Origin of the sequence: Mesorhizobium sp. B2-6-1 (assembly GCF_006440475.1) — a bacterium.
Taxonomy (GTDB): domain Bacteria; phylum Pseudomonadota; class Alphaproteobacteria; order Rhizobiales; family Rhizobiaceae; genus Mesorhizobium.
In genome coordinates this window covers 169412-185763 of sequence record NZ_VFUH01000007.1, presented here as the reverse complement: position 1 = coordinate 185763, position 16352 = coordinate 169412, and the positions used below count along the sequence as shown (strand labels likewise).

The 16352-nt window shown below is 63.8% G+C and carries 17 protein-coding genes; 8 read left to right on the top strand and 9 right to left on the bottom strand.

Features of this window, described 5'->3' with window-relative positions:
- Window positions 1-2 precede the first annotated feature (2 nt).
- Genes FJ443_RS16695 through FJ443_RS16685 form a run of 3 tightly spaced genes read left to right on the top strand, consistent with a single transcriptional unit; the run spans window position 3 to window position 2136 of the window.
- The gene (locus FJ443_RS16695; protein ID WP_140513801.1) at window positions 3-719 is read left to right on the top strand and encodes a FadR/GntR family transcriptional regulator; all 717 of its coding nucleotides are present in this window, start codon (window positions 3-5) and stop codon (window positions 717-719) included.
- Window positions 720-724: 5 nt separating this feature from the next.
- The gene (locus tag FJ443_RS16690) at window positions 725-1705 is read left to right on the top strand and encodes a hydroxyacid dehydrogenase (RefSeq protein WP_140500385.1); all 981 of its coding nucleotides are present in this window, start codon (window positions 725-727) and stop codon (window positions 1703-1705) included.
- Window positions 1706-1746: 41 nt separating this feature from the next.
- The gene (locus FJ443_RS16685; RefSeq protein WP_140500387.1) at window positions 1747-2136 is read left to right on the top strand and encodes a hypothetical protein; all 390 of its coding nucleotides are present in this window, start codon (window positions 1747-1749) and stop codon (window positions 2134-2136) included.
- An 18-nt stretch (window positions 2137-2154) separates the two neighbouring features.
- Here FJ443_RS16685 and FJ443_RS16680 read toward each other — a convergent pair whose 3' ends face one another.
- A complete protein-coding gene (locus FJ443_RS16680; protein WP_140664935.1) occupies window positions 2155-3450 on the bottom strand; it encodes an amidase in 1296 nt (431 codons plus the stop codon).
- A 120-nt stretch (window positions 3451-3570) separates the two neighbouring features.
- On the opposite strand from FJ443_RS16680, the gene FJ443_RS16675 reads away from it, so the two are divergent.
- Window positions 3571-3918, top strand: a complete 348-nt coding sequence (locus tag FJ443_RS16675) for a GFA family protein (RefSeq protein ID WP_140513804.1) — start codon at window positions 3571-3573, stop codon at window positions 3916-3918.
- A 120-nt stretch (window positions 3919-4038) separates the two neighbouring features.
- On the opposite strand, the gene FJ443_RS16670 is transcribed toward FJ443_RS16675, so the two are convergent.
- Window positions 4039-5253 (bottom strand): MFS transporter, encoded by a 1215-nt coding sequence (locus FJ443_RS16670; RefSeq protein ID WP_140664932.1) that lies wholly within the window; start codon window positions 5251-5253, stop codon window positions 4039-4041.
- A 91-nt stretch (window positions 5254-5344) separates the two neighbouring features.
- Between FJ443_RS16670 and FJ443_RS16665 the strand changes: the two genes are divergently transcribed.
- From FJ443_RS16665 to FJ443_RS16655, 3 genes are all read left to right on the top strand, one after another.
- Entirely contained in the window at window positions 5345-6331 is a 987-nt protein-coding gene (locus FJ443_RS16665; RefSeq protein WP_140500395.1) for an AraC family transcriptional regulator, read from the top strand.
- A 106-nt stretch (window positions 6332-6437) separates the two neighbouring features.
- Window positions 6438-7409 carry an AraC family transcriptional regulator gene (locus tag FJ443_RS16660; RefSeq protein WP_140664929.1) on the top strand — a complete coding sequence of 324 codons (972 nt, stop codon included), beginning with the start codon at window positions 6438-6440 and terminating at the stop codon, window positions 7407-7409.
- Between the two features lie 146 nt (window positions 7410-7555).
- The gene (locus tag FJ443_RS16655) at window positions 7556-7987 is read left to right on the top strand and encodes a DUF4437 domain-containing protein (protein WP_140664927.1); all 432 of its coding nucleotides are present in this window, start codon (window positions 7556-7558) and stop codon (window positions 7985-7987) included.
- A 328-nt stretch (window positions 7988-8315) separates the two neighbouring features.
- On the opposite strand, the gene FJ443_RS16650 is transcribed toward FJ443_RS16655, so the two are convergent.
- The 7 genes from FJ443_RS16650 to FJ443_RS16620 form a co-directional block, all read right to left on the bottom strand.
- The gene (locus FJ443_RS16650; protein ID WP_140513807.1) at window positions 8316-9401 is read right to left on the bottom strand and encodes an ABC transporter ATP-binding protein; all 1086 of its coding nucleotides are present in this window, start codon (window positions 9399-9401) and stop codon (window positions 8316-8318) included.
- Window positions 9401-10504 carry an ABC transporter ATP-binding protein gene (locus FJ443_RS16645; RefSeq protein ID WP_140558332.1) on the bottom strand — a complete coding sequence of 368 codons (1104 nt, stop codon included), beginning with the start codon at window positions 10502-10504 and terminating at the stop codon, window positions 9401-9403. The genes FJ443_RS16650 and FJ443_RS16645 overlap by 1 nt, the downstream gene beginning before the upstream one ends.
- The gene (locus tag FJ443_RS16640; RefSeq protein ID WP_140513808.1) at window positions 10501-10734 is read right to left on the bottom strand and encodes a hypothetical protein; all 234 of its coding nucleotides are present in this window, start codon (window positions 10732-10734) and stop codon (window positions 10501-10503) included. The genes FJ443_RS16645 and FJ443_RS16640 overlap by 4 nt, the downstream gene beginning before the upstream one ends.
- Complete coding sequence (locus tag FJ443_RS16635) at window positions 10731-11690, bottom strand: carbohydrate ABC transporter permease (RefSeq protein WP_140500406.1); 960 nt, start codon at window positions 11688-11690, stop codon at window positions 10731-10733. Before FJ443_RS16635 ends, FJ443_RS16640 begins: the two co-directional genes overlap by 4 nt.
- A 1-nt stretch (window position 11691) precedes the next feature.
- On the bottom strand, window positions 11692-12597 hold the full coding sequence (locus tag FJ443_RS16630) for a sugar ABC transporter permease (RefSeq protein WP_140500408.1): 906 nt from the start codon (window positions 12595-12597) through the stop codon (window positions 11692-11694).
- 69 nt (window positions 12598-12666) lie between these two features.
- Complete coding sequence (locus tag FJ443_RS16625; protein WP_140500410.1) at window positions 12667-13983, bottom strand: ABC transporter substrate-binding protein; 1317 nt, start codon at window positions 13981-13983, stop codon at window positions 12667-12669.
- A gap of 357 nt (window positions 13984-14340) precedes the next feature.
- The gene (locus FJ443_RS16620; RefSeq protein ID WP_140664924.1) at window positions 14341-15024 is read right to left on the bottom strand and encodes a TetR/AcrR family transcriptional regulator; all 684 of its coding nucleotides are present in this window, start codon (window positions 15022-15024) and stop codon (window positions 14341-14343) included.
- A gap of 121 nt (window positions 15025-15145) precedes the next feature.
- Here FJ443_RS16620 and FJ443_RS16615 point away from each other — a divergent pair, with 121 nt between their 5' ends.
- Window positions 15146-16342, top strand: a complete 1197-nt coding sequence (locus FJ443_RS16615; RefSeq protein WP_140664921.1) for a Tm-1-like ATP-binding domain-containing protein — start codon at window positions 15146-15148, stop codon at window positions 16340-16342.
- Window positions 16343-16352 lie beyond the last annotated feature (10 nt).

The following is a 16352-nucleotide window of genomic DNA, read 5'->3' as shown; positions in this document are numbered from 1 at the left end:
CGATGAAAGAAAACAACCTTCTCGCGGAGCTTGCCGCCTATCTGTTCTCCCATTCCGACAAGGAGACGGGCCGAACCCCGTCGGAACGCGAACTGGCGGAGCATTTCGGCGTCAGCCGCGGCCAGATCCGCGAAGCGCTGGCCATTCTCGAGGCCATGCGCATCGTCGAGCGCAGGGCCAAGTCCGGCATCTATATCGACACCAAGCAGGCCAGCGTCGAGGCGCTGGCGCTGTTCGCGCGCGCCGGCCTGCCGCTCGATCCCTTGCAGATCTACGAGACGGTCGAATTGCGCAAGATCCATGAGATCAAGGCGGCCGAACTTGCATGCTCGCGTGCCACCGAGGAGAATTTCGAACGGCTGCGCGAGATCCTGAAGGCCTCGGAAGAACGCATCGCGGCAGGCGAAGGCCTCGCCAAGGAGGACCGCGAATTCCATCTCGAGATCGTGCGCGCCACCAAGAATGGCGTCTTCCACAACATCTGCAGCGTTTACTATTTGATGGGCGAGCAGCGCCTACCGATCTACTTCAACGATCCGGAGCGCAGCGTGCGCTCGCATGCCGAACACATCCAGATATACGAGGCGCTGCTGCGGCGCGACGGCAATCTCGCCCAGGCGCTGATGAGCGCCCACCTGCAGGGCGCGGAAAGCTACTGGAAGGGGCTGATCGAAGGCCTCGGGGCGGCGCCGCAAAACCCGACGCTCGAACAGGCCTGACGGGGATGACGCGCATCCTGTCGACGCACAGACTGCATCCGCGCGCCGCGGCCATGCTGGCGGGGGCGGGTGAGCTTGTCGTCGCCTCGGCCATCGATCCGGGCACGCTGGCCGCCGAGGCGAGGAATGCCGACATCGTCATTGTGCGCGCGCCCCTGCCGCCACTGTTGTTCGAGGGTGCCACCAGGTTGCGGGCAGCGATCCGCCATGGCGCCGGGCTCGACATGATCCCGATGGAAGCAGCGACCGCGGCAGGTGTGCTGGTCGCCAACGTGCCGGCGGTCAACGCACGCTCGGTGGCCGAGCATGTGATGTTTGCAGCCCTCGCCCTGCTTCGGCAGTTTCGTGTCGTCGACCGCGACCTGCGCGCCAAGGGCTGGCTTGCCGGTCGCGAGCACGCCAATTCCAACATCGAGCTCGCCGGCAAGACGATCGGCATCGTCGGTCTCGGCGCCGTCGGACAGGCCGTTGGCCATATCGCCGCGCATGGGTTCGACCTGAAAGTGGTCGCAACGACCCGCAGCATGCAGCCGGCGCCGGACAAGGTCGGCTTCCTGTCGATCGACGCGCTGGTCGAGCAGAGCGACATCATCGTCCTGTGCTGTCCGCTGACGCCGGAAACGCGCGGCCTGATCAGCCGCGAACGCATATCGCGCATGAAACCCAACGCGCTGCTGATCAACGTGTCGCGCGGGCCCGTCGTCGATGACGACGCGCTGATCGAGGCCTTGCGGGAGCGCCGCATCGGCGGTGCCGCGCTCGACGTGTTCTCGACGCAGCCGCTGCCACCGGATCATCCCTATTTCAGCTTCGACAATGTCGTCATCACCCCGCACATGGCCGGCATCACCGAGGAATCGATGATGCGCATGGGCGTTGGCGCGGCCGGCGAGGCCCTGCTGGTCCTGGCAGGCAAATTGCCGGTCAATCTGCGCAACCCGGAAGTGGTCGGGCATTATCGGCGACGGTTTCCCGCCGACAGCTAGACCATCGCCGTTTCGCCCCAATTCTTCGCGACGCTGGAGCCATGTCCGTTCTCCGCCTCGCATTCCTGTGCCTTGCCACCACTTCAGCGGGCCTGCTGCCCTCGCTCGCCGCGGCCGAAAGCAGCTATGTCTATTGCGACAACGGGCTGCGCTGCTTCAAGGCTCCCTGCCCATCGAACAGCGTGCTCGACCTCGCCACCGGCAAGATCATCAAAGGCGTGTCGATCGACACCGGCGGATTGCCGACGAAGGACAAGGCGATGGTCGAGGCGTCGGATGCGCTCTCTGCCGGCAAGATTGTCGTCAGGGGATCGATCGAGCGACGCACCCAGACCATCACCGGCAAGCAATACAGCCTGCCGTGGCTGATCGCGACGGCCGTCGAGCGCGCCGCCAAGGACAGCGAACGCAAGCACTGCTCTTCACACTGACATTCGGTTCAGTCCCGATCAGCCGCCCAGCAATCTCTCCACTTCAGCGGCGATGCTCAGCAGACGGCGGTCGTGGCCGTGGCGCGCCACCAGCATCAAGCCGGCCGGCAGCGCCATGCCTGGTATCGGCAGCGAGATCGCGCAGAGATCGAACTGGTTGGCCACCTGCGTGTTGCGCAGCAGCAGGCCCTCCGTGCGATCGCGCAGACCGGCATCTTGCGCCAGGGAGACGATGGTCGGCGCTGTCACCGGCGTGGTTGGCAGGGCCAGCACATCGACCGACGTCAGCCGCTCATCCATGGCGGCGGCCAGCACGGCACGGCGACGCAGTGCCCTGATGTAAACCGGGGTCGGCAGCATTGCCGCCCGCGACAAGGGTCCGCTCACATGCGGGTCAACCGGCACCGGAGAGCCCGCCGCCAGCCAGTCTGCATGCACTTCGGCCCCTTCCATCGCGGCGATCGAACCGCGTTTTGTGACCGCGCGAAGGTCGGCGATCAGGTCGGCGATCGACAGGTCCGCGACCCGTGCGCCGGCCTGCTCGATCTTGCCGAGGCAGCGCTCGAACGCTGCTGCCACCGCGCCTTCAGTCTCTCCGAAAAGCACGCCGCGCGGGAGACCGATGCGCAGCCCCGCAAGGGCGAGTGGCGCAGGCAGCGCCAAGTCCTCGCCCGCCATCACCGCATCGGCCGCGGCGCATTGCGCCACGGTGCGGGCGAGCGGGCCGACCGAGTCCAGCGTGGCCGACAGCGGAAAGGCGCCTGTGAGCGGCACCCGCCGCGCCGTCGGCTTGAAGCCGACGACGCCGTTGAGTGCCGCCGGAATACGGATCGACCCGCCGGTGTCGGAACCAATGGAGATTTCGCTCGTCCCCTCGCCGACGGAAACGCCGGCGCCCGAGGAAGACCCGCCGGGAATGCGGTCGGCATCGGTCGCGTTGCCAGGCGTGCCATAGTGCTGGTTGTCGCCGATGGCGGTAAAGGCGAACTCGGTCATGTTGGTCTTGCCGATGATCACCGCGCCGGCTTGCCGCAGCCGGCGCACAATCATGGCGTCGCCAATTGCCGGCGCAGCATCCTTGAGCAGCAGTGATCCGGCCGTGGTCGCCTCGCCGCAGACATCGAACAGGTCCTTGATCGAAATGATCGTTCCGTCGAGCGGTCCGAGCCTCACGCCGGCCCTCCGCCGCGCGTCGGCGGCATCGGCTGCGGCTCGCGCGGCTTCGGTATAGAGTTTCGTGAACACACGTTCTTCACCGGCACGGGCGGCGAGACGCGCAAGGATAGTTTCCAGGTGATCGCGGACGGATTGCATCTTCGGTGTCGGACTCCGGACCTCTGGGACGTCTTAAGCTTAGCAGCCAGCGCGTGGCGTGCCGAGACTTAACCCGGCGCGGGCGGTTTTGCACCCCTGGCGGACGCAAGGAAGAGAACGATGCTCTACAAAGGCAGCTGTCATTGCGGCAAGGTCGCCTTCGAGTTCGAGGCGGAACTGACCGAAGCCGTGCGGTGCAATTGCTCGATCTGCTCGCGCAAGGGCGCCTTGCTGTGCGCCGTTCCGCATCAGGCGCTGCGGGTGCTGGCCTGGAGCGACGAGATCGGCACCTACACATTCGGCAACTGCGCCATCGCGCACCGCTTCTGTCGCACCTGCGGCATCCATCCTTTCGCCGAGGATGTGCGCGAGGGGAGTGAACGCAGCGCCTACATCAACGTCAACTGTGTCACCGATGTCGATCCGTCCGCCTTGTCGATCTTCGACTTCGATGGGCGTTCAGCCTGAGTTTCGCCGGCAGCCTGCCGCGTCTGCCTGTCAGCGACGCCGCCATCGCAAAGGCAACGGCCCGAGAACCATGATGGTTCTCGGGCCGTTGCGCAAGTCAGGGATGCTTGTCGGGAGAGCCTACTCGGCGCGTTTTGGGCCGAGCAGAAACACCACGACTGCCGCCAGCAAAGTCGCCACGCCGCAATAGGCGAAGGCACTGGCGACGCCGGCATGATCGACCAGCAGGCCGCCAAAGACGGCGCCGAGCGCAATCGCCACCTGGAAGGTGGAGACCATCAGGCCGCCGGCGCTCTCGGCTTGATCGGGCGCGGCCCGCACCAGCCATGTCTGCAGCCCGACCGGCACCGCGCCGAAGGCAAAGCCCCAGGCCGCCACGGCGGCGGCGGCGATCGCCGGCGAGGCGCCGAAGACCAGCATCGAGGCGGCGGCCACTGCGATCAGCAGGGGTGCCAGCGCGACGGCGGCCTTGAGATTGCGTTCGGCCAGGATGCCGCCGGCGATATTGCCGAAGAAGCCGCCTATGCCATAGGCCAGGAGCACCAGCGAGATTGTCTCGATGCCGAGCATCGGGATCTTCTCGAGGAAGGGGCGCACATAGGTGAAGCCGGCAAAGTGCCCCGAAGCGACCAGCAGCACGACCAGCAGCGCCACCCTGATCGACGGGCGCTCCAGCACCTCGAGCAAAGTGCGGAAACTTGCCACGCCCATCGGCGGCAGCTTCGGAATGGTGGCCACCTGCACCAGCAACGCCAGCGCGGCGACGACCGTGGCGATCATGAAAGCCGTGCGCCAGCCCCAGATATCGCCGACATAGGCGCCGACAGGGGCGGCGGTGACGGTGGCCAGCGAAACGCCGGTCAGGATGATCGACATGGCGCGCGGCATCAGCCGCATCGGCACCAGCCGCAACGCCATGGCCGCCGACATCGCCCAGAAGCCGCCCAGCGCAACGCCGAGCACGACGCGGGCAAGCAGAAGCATGGACAGCGACGAGGCAAAGGCGGCCAAAAGGTTCGAGGCGATGAGGAATGCCGTCAGCATCCACATCACCAGCCGGCGGTCCATGCGCCGTGTTATGATCGCCATTGTCGGAGCGGCAATGGCGCCTACGATCGCGGTCGCGGTGACCGCCTGTCCCGCAACGCCTTCGCTGACGCCGAGATCGCTCGCCATCGGCGTCAACAGGCTGGCGGGCAGGAATTCCGCCGTAACGAGACCGAAAACACCAAGCGCCAGCGAGACGACGGCGCCCCATGCCGGCTCTGTTCGTTCCTCCTGATCGACAGTGTTCAATAGGGCGGCGTCGACGACGCCCGTCGCGGGTTCGGCCATGGTCAGTCTCCGATGAAGTTGCAGCGCAACATTTGGCTGCACTGCAACATAGGGAGTGACGGCCTGGAGTTTCCATGCTAGAAACACCATTATGTTTGACCGTTCGTCCAAAATTCCGACCACTGGCGATCCGCTGACAGACATATTGCGCGGGCTGCGTCTCGACGGTGTCGACTACGCCCGTTGCGAAATGCGGGAGCCTTGGGGCATCCAGTTTCCGGCCCAGGCAGCGGCGCGATTCCACTTCATCGGCCGCAAGGGCTGCTGGCTGATGCAGCCCTCGGGCGAGTGGGTCGAGCTCAAGGCGGGCGACGCGGCACTGCTGCCGCGTGGCGCAGCGCATGTGCTGGCAAGCGAACCGGGCACCAAGGCTTGGCCGATCCAGGGCTACGCGGCCGAAGAAGTCTGCAAGAACGTCTATTGCATGTCCAATGAAGCCATGTGCCCCGATGGTCGCTGTCCGGGCACGCTGCTGTTTTTCGGCAGCATGTACTTCAACATCGATGGCCTGCATCCCCTGCTCGGCATGATGCCTGATGTCATGCGCGCGCATGAACTCGAAGCTTATGAGCCGGGTATTCCGCATCTCCTGGACTCGATGGCGCGTGAAGTGACGATGGAGCGCGTCGGCTCCGGCGGCATTCTGGCGCGGCTCGCCGACGTCCTTGCCGCCACCGTGATCCGCTCATGGGTCGAGCGCGGCTGCGGCGATTCCAGCGGTTGGATCGCGGCGGTCAGGGACCCGGACATCGGGCGCGTTCTGGCCGCCATCCATCTCGAGCCGGACCGTGACTGGACCGTCGAGGCGCTCGCCAGGATGATGGGCGCCTCGCGATCGGGCTTTGCCGAGCGTTTTGCCACCATTGTCGGCGAGACGCCGGCCAGGTACGTCACCCAGGTGCGCATGCACCAGGCCCGACAATGGCTGGTGCGCGATCGCCAGAAGATTTCCGTCGTCGCCACACGCCTGGGTTATGAGTCGGACGCCGCCTTCAGCCGGGCCTTCAAGCGCGTCATCGGCTCGGCTCCCAGCCACCTGCGTGCCGAGGAACATGCTGAGATCCGCCAGGCCGGCTGAAGCGCCAGGCCGTGACTCCAGGCTGGAGCAATTCCGTCCGGAATTGCCCGAAGAGATACAGCAGTTCAGCGTTTCCGTGGGACGCTGAACTGCTGTAGGAATCGGCATGGACTTGACCTCGCCCAACGACACTGTGCCGGCCCCGGGGGGTGCGTTGACCGAGATGTTGCGCGCGCTGCGCCTCGAGGGCGTCGACTATGGCCGCTGCGAACTGGGCGCGCCTTGGGCCGTGCTCTTTCCGGTGCAGAAGGCGGCGCGGTTTCACTTCATCGGCCGTGCCGGATGCTGGCTGCTTTCGCCACCAGGCGAATGGATGGAACTGAAAGCCGGCGATGCATTGCTGTTGCCGCGCGGCGCCGGGCATATCCTTGCCAGCGCACCCGGTGTACAAGCCGAGCCGCTCGAAAGCTACAGCGTCGAGCCCCTGCAGGACAATGTCTACGCCGTCTCGAACGGCGGCCATGGTGCAAAAACGCTGCTGTTCTGCGGCAGCATGCACTTCAACCACGATGGCTCGCATCCACTGCTGGCCATGATGCCGGATATGCTGCGCGCGAAGGAGCTGATGGCCGGCGAGCCAGGCATCCCGCATTTGCTGGAAGCCATGGCCGACGAGGCGACGAGGAACCGGGCCGGCTCCGGCATGATGCTGGCGCGGCTGGCCGATGTATTGGCCGCAGCCATCATCCGCTCCTGGGTGGAGAACAGCGCCGGTGACATCACGGGTTGGATCGCGGCGATCAAGGATCGGGACATCGGCCGCGTGCTGGTCGCCATTCATCGGCAGCCTGACAGGAACTGGACCGTCGAAGCGCTGGCCCGCGAGATGGGCGCCTCACGGTCGGCTTTTGCCGAACGTTTCACGGCCGTCGTCGGAGAGACGCCGGCAAAATATGTCGCCGGGGTGCGCATGCATCAGGCAAGACGGTGGCTCGAGGAAGAAGGGATGCGGGTGTCGGTGATCGCCGCCAGATTGGGCTACGATTCGGAAGCGTCGTTCAGCCGGGCCTTCAAGCGCATCGTCGGCAGCGCGCCCAGCCATTTGCGCGCCGCGGGCGGCGCCTCGGGAAAAGGCTAAATCAACGCTGTTTGCAGTGGCGATTTCCGGCCTGGATGAATTGCCAAGTGTTCCGGACAGAATGCCATTCCCGGCTTGGCCATTTGCAATAGCTTGTCATCCAACAGACGAGCGCCGGCGGCAAGTCGGCCCGAAGAGGAGAAGCGATGCCAAATCACTTAAAAATCCTGACGCTGGCCGCAATGCTCACTGTCCCCGGCCGTGCCTTCGCCCTTGAGGACAGCTATCTGCCGGCCAGCAAGATTCCCTATGTTTCTGAGGCGCCGGACCAACCGCAGCGTCTCGGACCGCTATGGGGAGAAAGGGCCAAGGGCCCCGCGGGTACCTTGCTGAAAGTCCCGGGCAACTGGCACGCCCCTGTTCATGCGCACACCGCCGATTATCGCGCCGTGGTGATCCAGGGCCTATGGGCGCACTGGCAGATGGACGGCGGCGAGGCGAGCAAGGTCGAGCTGCCTCCCGGATCCTACTGGACCCAGAAGGCCAATGAGATGCATGACGACGCCTGCCTCTCGGAGACGGAATGCGTGATCCTGCTGATCAACACCGAGCCCTATGAGACCTATCTGCCGAAGTAGAGGTGCGGGACGGCTGTCCGGCCGGCATTGCTGCGGGGGCTCAGAACTCGGGTTAACAAGACCTGACCACAGCCAGTCCCGCTGTGCCAGTTTCCCATGATAGGAATTTTTTCTTGACTGGGTGAAGGCAACTATGGTAGATATTTGGTTATGGTGCTGAGTTGCGCCAGGGACCCGCCGCACAGGCGGGTTTTTCCGTTCAATGCTTCATCAACAGCGCACCGACGAAGGCTCCGGAGGGACCCGTTAGCCCGTATTCCTTGCCCTGCCGCAAGTCGGGCTTTTTGTTTAGGGCGCTGTCCGGAACATCGCATTCGCGATATTCGCCTCATCCGGCGTGCCGCAAACTCACGCCGCTGCCCTTGTCGAACAGCACCACCTTGTCCGGATTCCAGGCAAAGCGCACCGGCTGCTCGATCGCGACATCAGTCCGCGCCGGCACCGTGGCGCGCAGCGTGGTCTCGCCCACGCGCAGCGTCAGGATCTTTTCCACGCCATGGTTTTCGACGTCGTGGACGCGCGCCTCGACCGGCGCACCGCTCTCGAGATAGACGTCCTCGGGGCGGATGCCGAAGACGAGCGGGCGACCGTCGGTCGCCGCACTCGCCTTGGCTCCCCCTGAAAGCGGCAATTCGAAATTCAGCGGCGCCATGACCGCACGATCGTTGACCACCCTGCCGTCGATGAGGTTCATCGGCGGCGAGCCCACGAAGCTCGCCACATAGGTGTCGCGCGGATTGTTGTAGATCTCATGCGGCGTGCCGGTCTGGACGATGCGGCCATGGTTGAGCACGCCCACCTTGTCGCCCATGGACATCGCCTCGATCTGGTCGTGGGTGACGAACAGGAAGGTGGCGCCGAGCTGCATCTGCAGGTTCTTCAGTTCCGTGCGCAGCGCCTCGCGCAGCTTGGCGTCGAGCGCCGACAGCGGCTCGTCCATCAGGAACACGCGCGGCTTGCGCACGATGGCCCGGCCGATCGAGACGCGCTGCATCTCGCCGCCCGACAGCCGGTCGGTCTTGCGGTCGAGCAGATGCTCGATCCTGAGCGTCCGCGCCGCGCGGTCGACGCGGTCCTTGATTTCGGCGTCGGGCAGCCGCCGGATCTTCGGCTTCAGCGGGAATTCGAGGTTTTCGCGCACCGTATAGCGCGGATAGAGCGAATATTGCTGCAGCACCAGCGCCACGTCGCGCTCGGCGGCGCCCCAGTCGGCAACGTCGATGCCGTCGATGAAGACCTGGCCCTCGCTCGGCTTTTCCAGTCCGGCGATCAGCCGCAGCGTCGTTGTCTTGCCCGCGCCCGTCTCGCCGAGCAGGACGAAGAACTCGCCATCGGCGATGTCGAGGTCGAGCCCGGTCAGGGCCGTGTGATTGCCGAACGTCTTGGAGATATTCTTGAGCTGGATATGGGCCATCAGAGTCTCACTCCGAGCGACTTGCCGCTCGCCGCGTCGAAGAAATGCGCCTGTGTCGGATCGATCCTGGCGAACACCCTCTCGCCGGGACCTGAAATGAAGCCGCTCTTGGTGCGGGCGCGCAGCATCTTGGAGCCGACTTTCAGGTCGACGATGTCGAACGAGCCGAGCGGCTCGACGATCTGCGTCTCGACCGCCATGAAACCCTCCGCCGCCTCACGGCTGATGAGGACGCCTTCCGGCCTGATGCCGAGTGCCAGCCGGCCGCCCGCATGGCCGTTGAGCTTCGACAGGAGCGCGCGCGGGAATTCGAAACCGGTTGGCGCATCGCCCACCGTCACCGAGGCCGACGAGGCTTTTTCGGCCACCGCCGCGTCGGCCACGTTCATCACCGGACTGCCGACGAATTGCGCGACGAACAGGTTGGCCGGGTGCGAATAGACCTCGTCGGGGGAGCCGACCTGCTGGAGAACCCCCTCATGCATGATGACGATGCGATCGGCGAGGCTCATCGCCTCGATCTGGTCATGGGTGACGTAGATGGTGGTCGAGCCTTGCTTGATGTGCAGCCGCTTGATCTCGGCCCGCATCTCCTCGCGCAGCTTGGCGTCGAGCGCGCCGATCGGCTCGTCCATCAGCATCGCCTTCGGCCGCCGCACCAGTGCCCGGCCGATCGCCACGCGCTGCATGTCGCCGCCCGACAGCGCCGACGGTTTCTTGCCGAGCAGGTCCGTGATTTGCAGCGTCTTGGCGACCGAGCGAACTTCCTGGTCGATTTCGCTCTTGCTCTTTCGCGTGGCGCGCAAGGGAAAGGCGATGTTCTCGTAGACGCTCATATGCGGGTACAGCGAGAACGACTGGAAGACCATGGCGATGTCGCGATCGGCGGCCTTCAGATGCTGGATGGGCTTGCCGTCGATGAGGATGTCGCCCTCGTCGATCGTCTCCAGCCCGGCAATGGCGCGCAGCGTCGTCGTCTTTCCACAGCCCGACTGGCCGAGCAGCACGATGAACTCGTTGTCTTCGATCCTGAGGTTGAGGTCCTTGATGACCTGGACGGCGCCGAAGAACTTCTGGACGCCGCGAAGCTCGATCTGGGTCAATGCTGCGCTCCCGGATTTCGCTGCGGATCGCCTGACTGGCCGGTTCCGGCTTCCTCTTGCGGTGCGATCTTGGAGGTGATGTTGAAGCCGATCAGGCCGATCAGGATGATGGTCAGCCCATAGCTGTGCAGCAGCAAGTTCCAGGGCTGGCAGAGCGCAACGATGCCGAGCACCATCAGCACCTGGCTGCCTGGTTCCAGATATTTCTGGTTGATGGCGCGAAAGCTCATTTGCGGATCGCTCCGAAGGACATGCCGCGCAACAGGTGATTACGAAGCAGGAAGGTGAAGATGGCGACAGGAAGCAGGAACAGGAAAGTGCCGGCGGCGATCACCGTCCAGTCCGGCAGCCCGGAGCCGACCTGGCTCGGGATAAACGGCGGTGCGGTCTGGGCGCGGCGATTGGTCATGATCAGCGCGAAGGCATATTCGTTCCATGCCGTGATGAAGCAGAACACGGCCGTCGCGGCGATGCCGGTGGCGGCTTCGGGCAGCACGATCTTGAAGAAGGCTTCCATGCGCGTATAGCCGTCGACGAGCGCCGCTTCCTCGTACTCCTTCGGGATCTCGTCCATAAAACCCTTCATCAGCCAAACCGAGAAGGACAGATTGAAGGCGGTGTAGAGGATGATCAGCCCGATATGGGAATCGTTGAGGCCGACCGCCCGGTACATCAGGAACATCGGGATCGCCACCACCACGGGCGGCAGCATGCGGGTCGACAGGATGAAGAACAAAAGGTCCGCCTCGCCTTTGACCCTGAAGCGCGAGAAGCCATAGGCGGTGAACGTACCCATGCCGACCGCCAGCACCGTCGAAGTGATCGCGACGATCAGCGAATTCATGAAACGGTTCGGATAGCCCGACCATTGCACCTGGCCCTTGCCGTCGCGCACGATCTTTTCGCCGCCGTCGAAGACGACGCGTTCCCACCAGGGCGCCGCCGCATATTCTTCCGGCGAAGGCGGGCTGCGCAATTGCGAGCGCTTGGTGAACAGCTTCACGAAGGGCGATATCTCCGGCTGGAACACGACCGTCGGCGGGATGGTGGTGGCAAGATTGCGCGGCTTGAACGCCGTCGAGGCGATCCAGTAAATCGGCGCCAGGAAGATCACTGTCGCCACCAGCACGGCGACGATTGCGACGCGGTTGAGGGCGATCTCGGAAGAAGTGCGGACGGCGGCCATCTCAGCGCTCCTTCACTTTGTTGAGATATTTGACGTAGATGTTGGTGATGGCCAGCACCATGATCAGCACGATGTAGGCGAGCGCGCAGGAGCGCCCGGTCTGCCATTCCTGGAACGCCATCTTGTAGAGCCGGATCGAGATCAGTTCAGCCGTCGGCTGGGTGGTCAGGATGTAGGCCAGATCGAAGGTCTTGAACGCTTCCATGGTGCGGAAGATGACGGCGATCATGAGGATCGGCGCGACCAGCGGCAAGGTGATGCGGAAGAAGGTGTAGAACGGACCGGCGCGGTCGATAGCGGCGGCTTCGTAGAGGTGCTTCGGCACCGCCGAGAGGCCGGCCAGCGACAGCAGCATGACGAAGGGCGACCACATCCAGATGTCGGTCAGCGCCACCGCGTAGAGTGCCATCTTGGGGTCGGCCAGCCACTCGAAATTGCCAAGCCCAAGCGCATAGTTGATGACGCCCCATGACGGATCGTAGAGCAGTTTCCAGAACAGGCCGACGACGGCCATCGACAGCATCATCGGCAGCAGCAGCAGGGTCGTCAGCAGCCCCTTCAGCGGAATATCGCGGTTGAGCAGCATCGCCACGCCGAAGCCGACCAGCAACTGTCCGGCGACCGAGATGATCACGTATTTGGCGGTGATCGCGAAGTTGGACCAGACATAGGGGTCGCTGAGCAGGTCGCGGTAGTTCTGCAACCCGACGAAATTCGCCGGCGCGTTGGTCGAGGCGCGGAAATCGGTGAAGGAATAGCCGAGCGAATAGATCAGCGGAAAGATGTTGAAGACGATCAGGAACAGGATCGTCGGGATGATGAAAAGATTGCGGATCGAAATATCGCTAAGGCCACGCGCGGCCGCGCGTGAAGATCTGTCCAGCGTGGTGATCATCGTGGTCGCCAAGACCCTGCTCCCGCTTGAAGAAAAAGAAACGGAGGAGGCATGAGCGCCCCCTCCGTGGGACATGAACGATTATTGGCCGCGGCCGTATTTCTTAAAGGTCGCGTTCCAGTCGGCGGCCAGTGCGTCGAGCGTTTCCTTGGCGGTGCCTTCGCCGCCGATCATGTAGGGATAGACGCGCTGGTTGAGCTGCTGGAGCAGTTCGGCGTATTCCGGCACCGCCCAGAAATCCTTCACCTTGAACATGGTCTCGTAGAAGGCCTTGTTGTAGGGCGTCGCATTCTGGAACTCTTCCGACTTGAGCACGGCTGCGCTGCAGGTGTAGCCGCCGAGTGCCGCCCACTTCTTCTGGGTCTCGTCCTTGATGAACCATTCGAGGAACTTCATCGCCTCGTCCTGCTTCTGCGAGTAGGAGACGACGGAGATGCCCTGACCACCGAGTGCGGCGAACTGGTCGCCGTTCGGCCCGGGAGGATTGGCGAAGAAGCCGGTGTTCTTGGCGTTCGGGTTCGACGCCTCGTTGATCAGCGAGGGGAAGAACGCGAAGTAGTTCATGCTCATCGCGGCCAGGTTTTCGGTGATCGCCTGGTTGTCCTCGACGAAGAACGACTTGGCCCAGCCCGGAGGCGTGAACTTGTAAAGCTCCTTATAGGCGTCGAGCGCGGCGACAGCCTTGTCGGAGTTGATGAAACCGTCGACCTTGTAGGTCGAATAGTCACCCAGTTCGCCGCCATAGGAGAACAGCGCGTTCTCGAAGCCCATCGCCATCGCGTCATAGGAATTGTCGGTGTAGATGGCGATGCCGTATCTCTTCTGGTCCGGCCGGTGGAAGAATTCGGCGATGTCGCGCAGCGCCTTGAAATCCTTCGGCACGTCGAGGTCGTAGCCGTATTTGGCCTTGAAGGCTTCCTTCTCCTTGGGATCCTCGAACCAATCCTTGCGATAGGACCAGCCTACGGCGTCGCCTTCGAGCGGGATGGCCCAGTACTTGCCGCTGTTGCCAGGATATTCGGCGTAGTACTTCACCGTCGCCGGCGCCATCACCTCGCCGAGCTTGTGCTTGTTGAAGAAGTCGGTGAGGTCGACATAGTGGCCACCGGTCGACCCGGCGCCGAGCCATTGCGAGTCGCCGACGACCAGGTCGTAGGCATCGCCATGAGCGTTGAACTCGGTGAAGGCCTTGGTCTGGAAGTCGGCCCAGGGCGTGGTTTCCACCGTGATCTTGACGCCGGTTTCCTTCTCGTACTCGTTGCCGAGTTCCTGGAGGTAGTTGGCAGGATCCCATTCCGCCCAGAAGATGGTGAGCGATTTGTCCTGGGCGTAGACGGATGTTCCGCAGGCAAGTGTCAAGCCGATACCAGCAAGCAAGCTGGTCACTATCTTGCGCATGATGTTTCCTCCCTTGTGCGCATTCTACCGTATCAAGCGAACCGGCAAACTGGGCCGGCCCTGGTAGTTCCTCCCTTGGTCGCGCCTTCCGGTTTGGAGCCTCCTCGCCCGTCCGGAAATGGATCGCAGCCCTCACTTTCGATCCGCTTTTCTCCTTTGATCTGGTATTACCAATTTTGAAGCTCCGTCAAGCCCTTTCTTGAGCAATGGTGACAGCTCGAAGTCTCGAATTCCAGCCTTATCTGCCTGTTTTTCCTAAATTTTCCTACTCATTGATAGACATCGGCCTTGTTCATGCTTCAGCATTGCGGTTAATATCGGCAACCAGTATGCAAATCTGGTAGAACCAGATACCTGCTATTTCGTGACCCTTGTTGGTTGGCTTGCCTGTGCTTCGGACACTGATTCCGCGATCGCCGCGCGCACCAGGGCGACCGCCGCCCACTGGGCAACGGACATCGTCCGGCGACCGTCCAGTCCCCAGATGTCCTTCAGCACGATAAGCACCTCGACGCCGAAGATCAGCGACAGCGCCTGCGCCAGCCGCTGAAGGTCGCGCGGCGGCAGCCGGCCCTTGAGCGGAGCGAGCGCGTCCTGAAGCAACTCGACGCGGTGGCCGCGCTTGAAGGTCGGTTCGCTGCCCAAAGTGCCGGCCTGGCGCCGCGCCCACTGATCGAGCGACAGTTTCAACGCCGCCTTGAATGTGGCCTCGAAAGCCTCGATGCGCGGCATGGCCGTATCGAAGAGCTCGGCGACGCGGCGCTCGGCATCGGCAGAGGTGGATTTCCACGTGAGGATCGGTCCGAGCCCCTCGTCGACCACCGCCTGCACCAGTGCCGCCTGGCTCGGAAAATAGCGATAGGCGGTGGCGCGGGAAACCTGCGCCGCCTCGGCAACCTCGCTGACCGAAGGTGTTGCGCCTGCCTGCATCAGCCTCGTCGCCGTCTCCAGCATCAGCCGTTTCGTGCGCGCGCGCGGTCCACGTTCGGGTCCCCCGGCGGTGTCGTCGCTTGTTGCGGCGTGTTGACGTGAGACATCCATATCAATATGATACGCGCGTCTCAAAAAATTGCAATGACCTCCTCGTTTTAGGAATGGCTAGGTTGAAGCTCTGTAGAGCACTGAGCCTTTGGGTGACTTGGACCGGCAGAGGGAGGCATCGATGAAGCGCATTTATGTGGTGGGCACCGCGGACACCAAGGGTGAGGAACTCGCCTTCCTGGCCGACGCGATCGCCGCCACGGGTGCCGCTGTCTGCCGGGTCGACGTCGGAACGCGCGGCGCGAGCGTGCCGGTCGACATTGCCGCTGAGGATGTGGCAGGCCACCATCCCAGCGGGCGAGACGCGGTGCTCGCCGGCGACGACCGCGGCGCCGCGGTCGCCGCCATGGGCATCGCCTTCGCTCGCTTTGCCCAATCGCGAAACGACATTGCCGCCATGATCGGCATCGGCGGCGGCGGCGGCACGTCGATCGTCACCGCTGGCATGCGCACGCTGCCGCTCGGCCTGCCCAAGATCATGGTTTCGACGCTCGCTTCCGGCGACACCGCGCCTTATGTCGACATCTCGGACATCGTCATGATGCCGTCGGTGACCGACATGGCCGGGCTGAACCAGCTCTCGCGTGTCGTTCTGCACAATGCGGCCCAGGCGATATCGGGCATGGCCGCCGGACCGCCGCCGCCGCCCGAGGGCAAGCCGTCGATCGGCCTCACCATGTTCGGCGTCACCACGCCCTGCGTGACGGCAATCGCGGATCAGCTCCGTTCGACCTATGACTGCATGGTGTTTCACGCCACCGGCACCGGCGGCCGCAGCATGGAAAAACTGGCCGACAGCGGCTTGCTGTCCGGCCTCATCGACATCACCACCACTGAGGTCTGCGATCTCCTGTTCGGCGGCGTGCTGCCGGCGACGGAGGATCGTTTCGGTGCCGTTGCCCGCACCGGCCTGCCTTATGTCGGCTCGGTCGGCGCGCTCGACATGGTCAATTTCTGGGCGCCTGCGACCATTCCGGACCCTTGTCGCGGGCGGCTGTTCTACGAGCACAACCCGAACGTCACGCTGATGCGCACGACAGCGCAGGAATGCCGCAAGATCGGCGAGTGGATCGGCACAAGGCTCGCCCGCTGCGAGGGGCCCGTGCATTTCCTTATCCCGGAGAAAGGCGTCTCCGCGCTCGACATCGAAGGCGGCGCCTTCTTCGACCCGCAAGCCGATGCCGCCCTGTTCGAAGCCATTGAGCGCACGATTAAGCCGAACGCGACGCGCCGGCTGACACGCCTGCCGCTGCACATCAATGATCCCCGATTCGCCAAGGCCGCGGTCGCGGCTTTCCTCGAAATCGCCAGACAGTGAGATCCAAGAC

Bases quoted from the DNA above. Each gene is read 5' to 3' on its own strand.
- FJ443_RS16695 (WP_140513801.1), top strand. From the start codon at position 3: ATGAAAGAAAACAACCTTCTCGCGGAGCTTGCCGCCTATCTGTTCTCC.
- FJ443_RS16690 (WP_140500385.1), top strand. From the start codon at position 725: ATGACGCGCATCCTGTCGACGCACAGACTGCATCCGCGCGCCGCGGCC.
- FJ443_RS16685 (WP_140500387.1), top strand. From the start codon at position 1,747: ATGTCCGTTCTCCGCCTCGCATTCCTGTGCCTTGCCACCACTTCAGCG.
- FJ443_RS16680 (WP_140664935.1), bottom strand. From the start codon at position 3,450: ATGCAATCCGTCCGCGATCACCTGGAAACTATCCTTGCGCGTCTCGCC.
- FJ443_RS16675 (WP_140513804.1), top strand. From the start codon at position 3,571: ATGCTCTACAAAGGCAGCTGTCATTGCGGCAAGGTCGCCTTCGAGTTC.
- FJ443_RS16670 (WP_140664932.1), bottom strand. From the start codon at position 5,253: ATGGCCGAACCCGCGACGGGCGTCGTCGACGCCGCCCTATTGAACACT.
- FJ443_RS16665 (WP_140500395.1), top strand. From the start codon at position 5,345: ATGTTTGACCGTTCGTCCAAAATTCCGACCACTGGCGATCCGCTGACA.
- FJ443_RS16660 (WP_140664929.1), top strand. From the start codon at position 6,438: ATGGACTTGACCTCGCCCAACGACACTGTGCCGGCCCCGGGGGGTGCG.
- FJ443_RS16655 (WP_140664927.1), top strand. From the start codon at position 7,556: ATGCCAAATCACTTAAAAATCCTGACGCTGGCCGCAATGCTCACTGTC.
- FJ443_RS16650 (WP_140513807.1), bottom strand. From the start codon at position 9,401: ATGGCCCATATCCAGCTCAAGAATATCTCCAAGACGTTCGGCAATCAC.
- FJ443_RS16640 (WP_140513808.1), bottom strand. From the start codon at position 10,734: ATGAGCTTTCGCGCCATCAACCAGAAATATCTGGAACCAGGCAGCCAG.
- FJ443_RS16635 (WP_140500406.1), bottom strand. From the start codon at position 11,690: ATGGCCGCCGTCCGCACTTCTTCCGAGATCGCCCTCAACCGCGTCGCA.
- FJ443_RS16625 (WP_140500410.1), bottom strand. From the start codon at position 13,983: ATGCGCAAGATAGTGACCAGCTTGCTTGCTGGTATCGGCTTGACACTT.
- FJ443_RS16620 (WP_140664924.1), bottom strand. From the start codon at position 15,024: ATGGATGTCTCACGTCAACACGCCGCAACAAGCGACGACACCGCCGGG.
- FJ443_RS16615 (WP_140664921.1), top strand. From the start codon at position 15,146: ATGAAGCGCATTTATGTGGTGGGCACCGCGGACACCAAGGGTGAGGAA.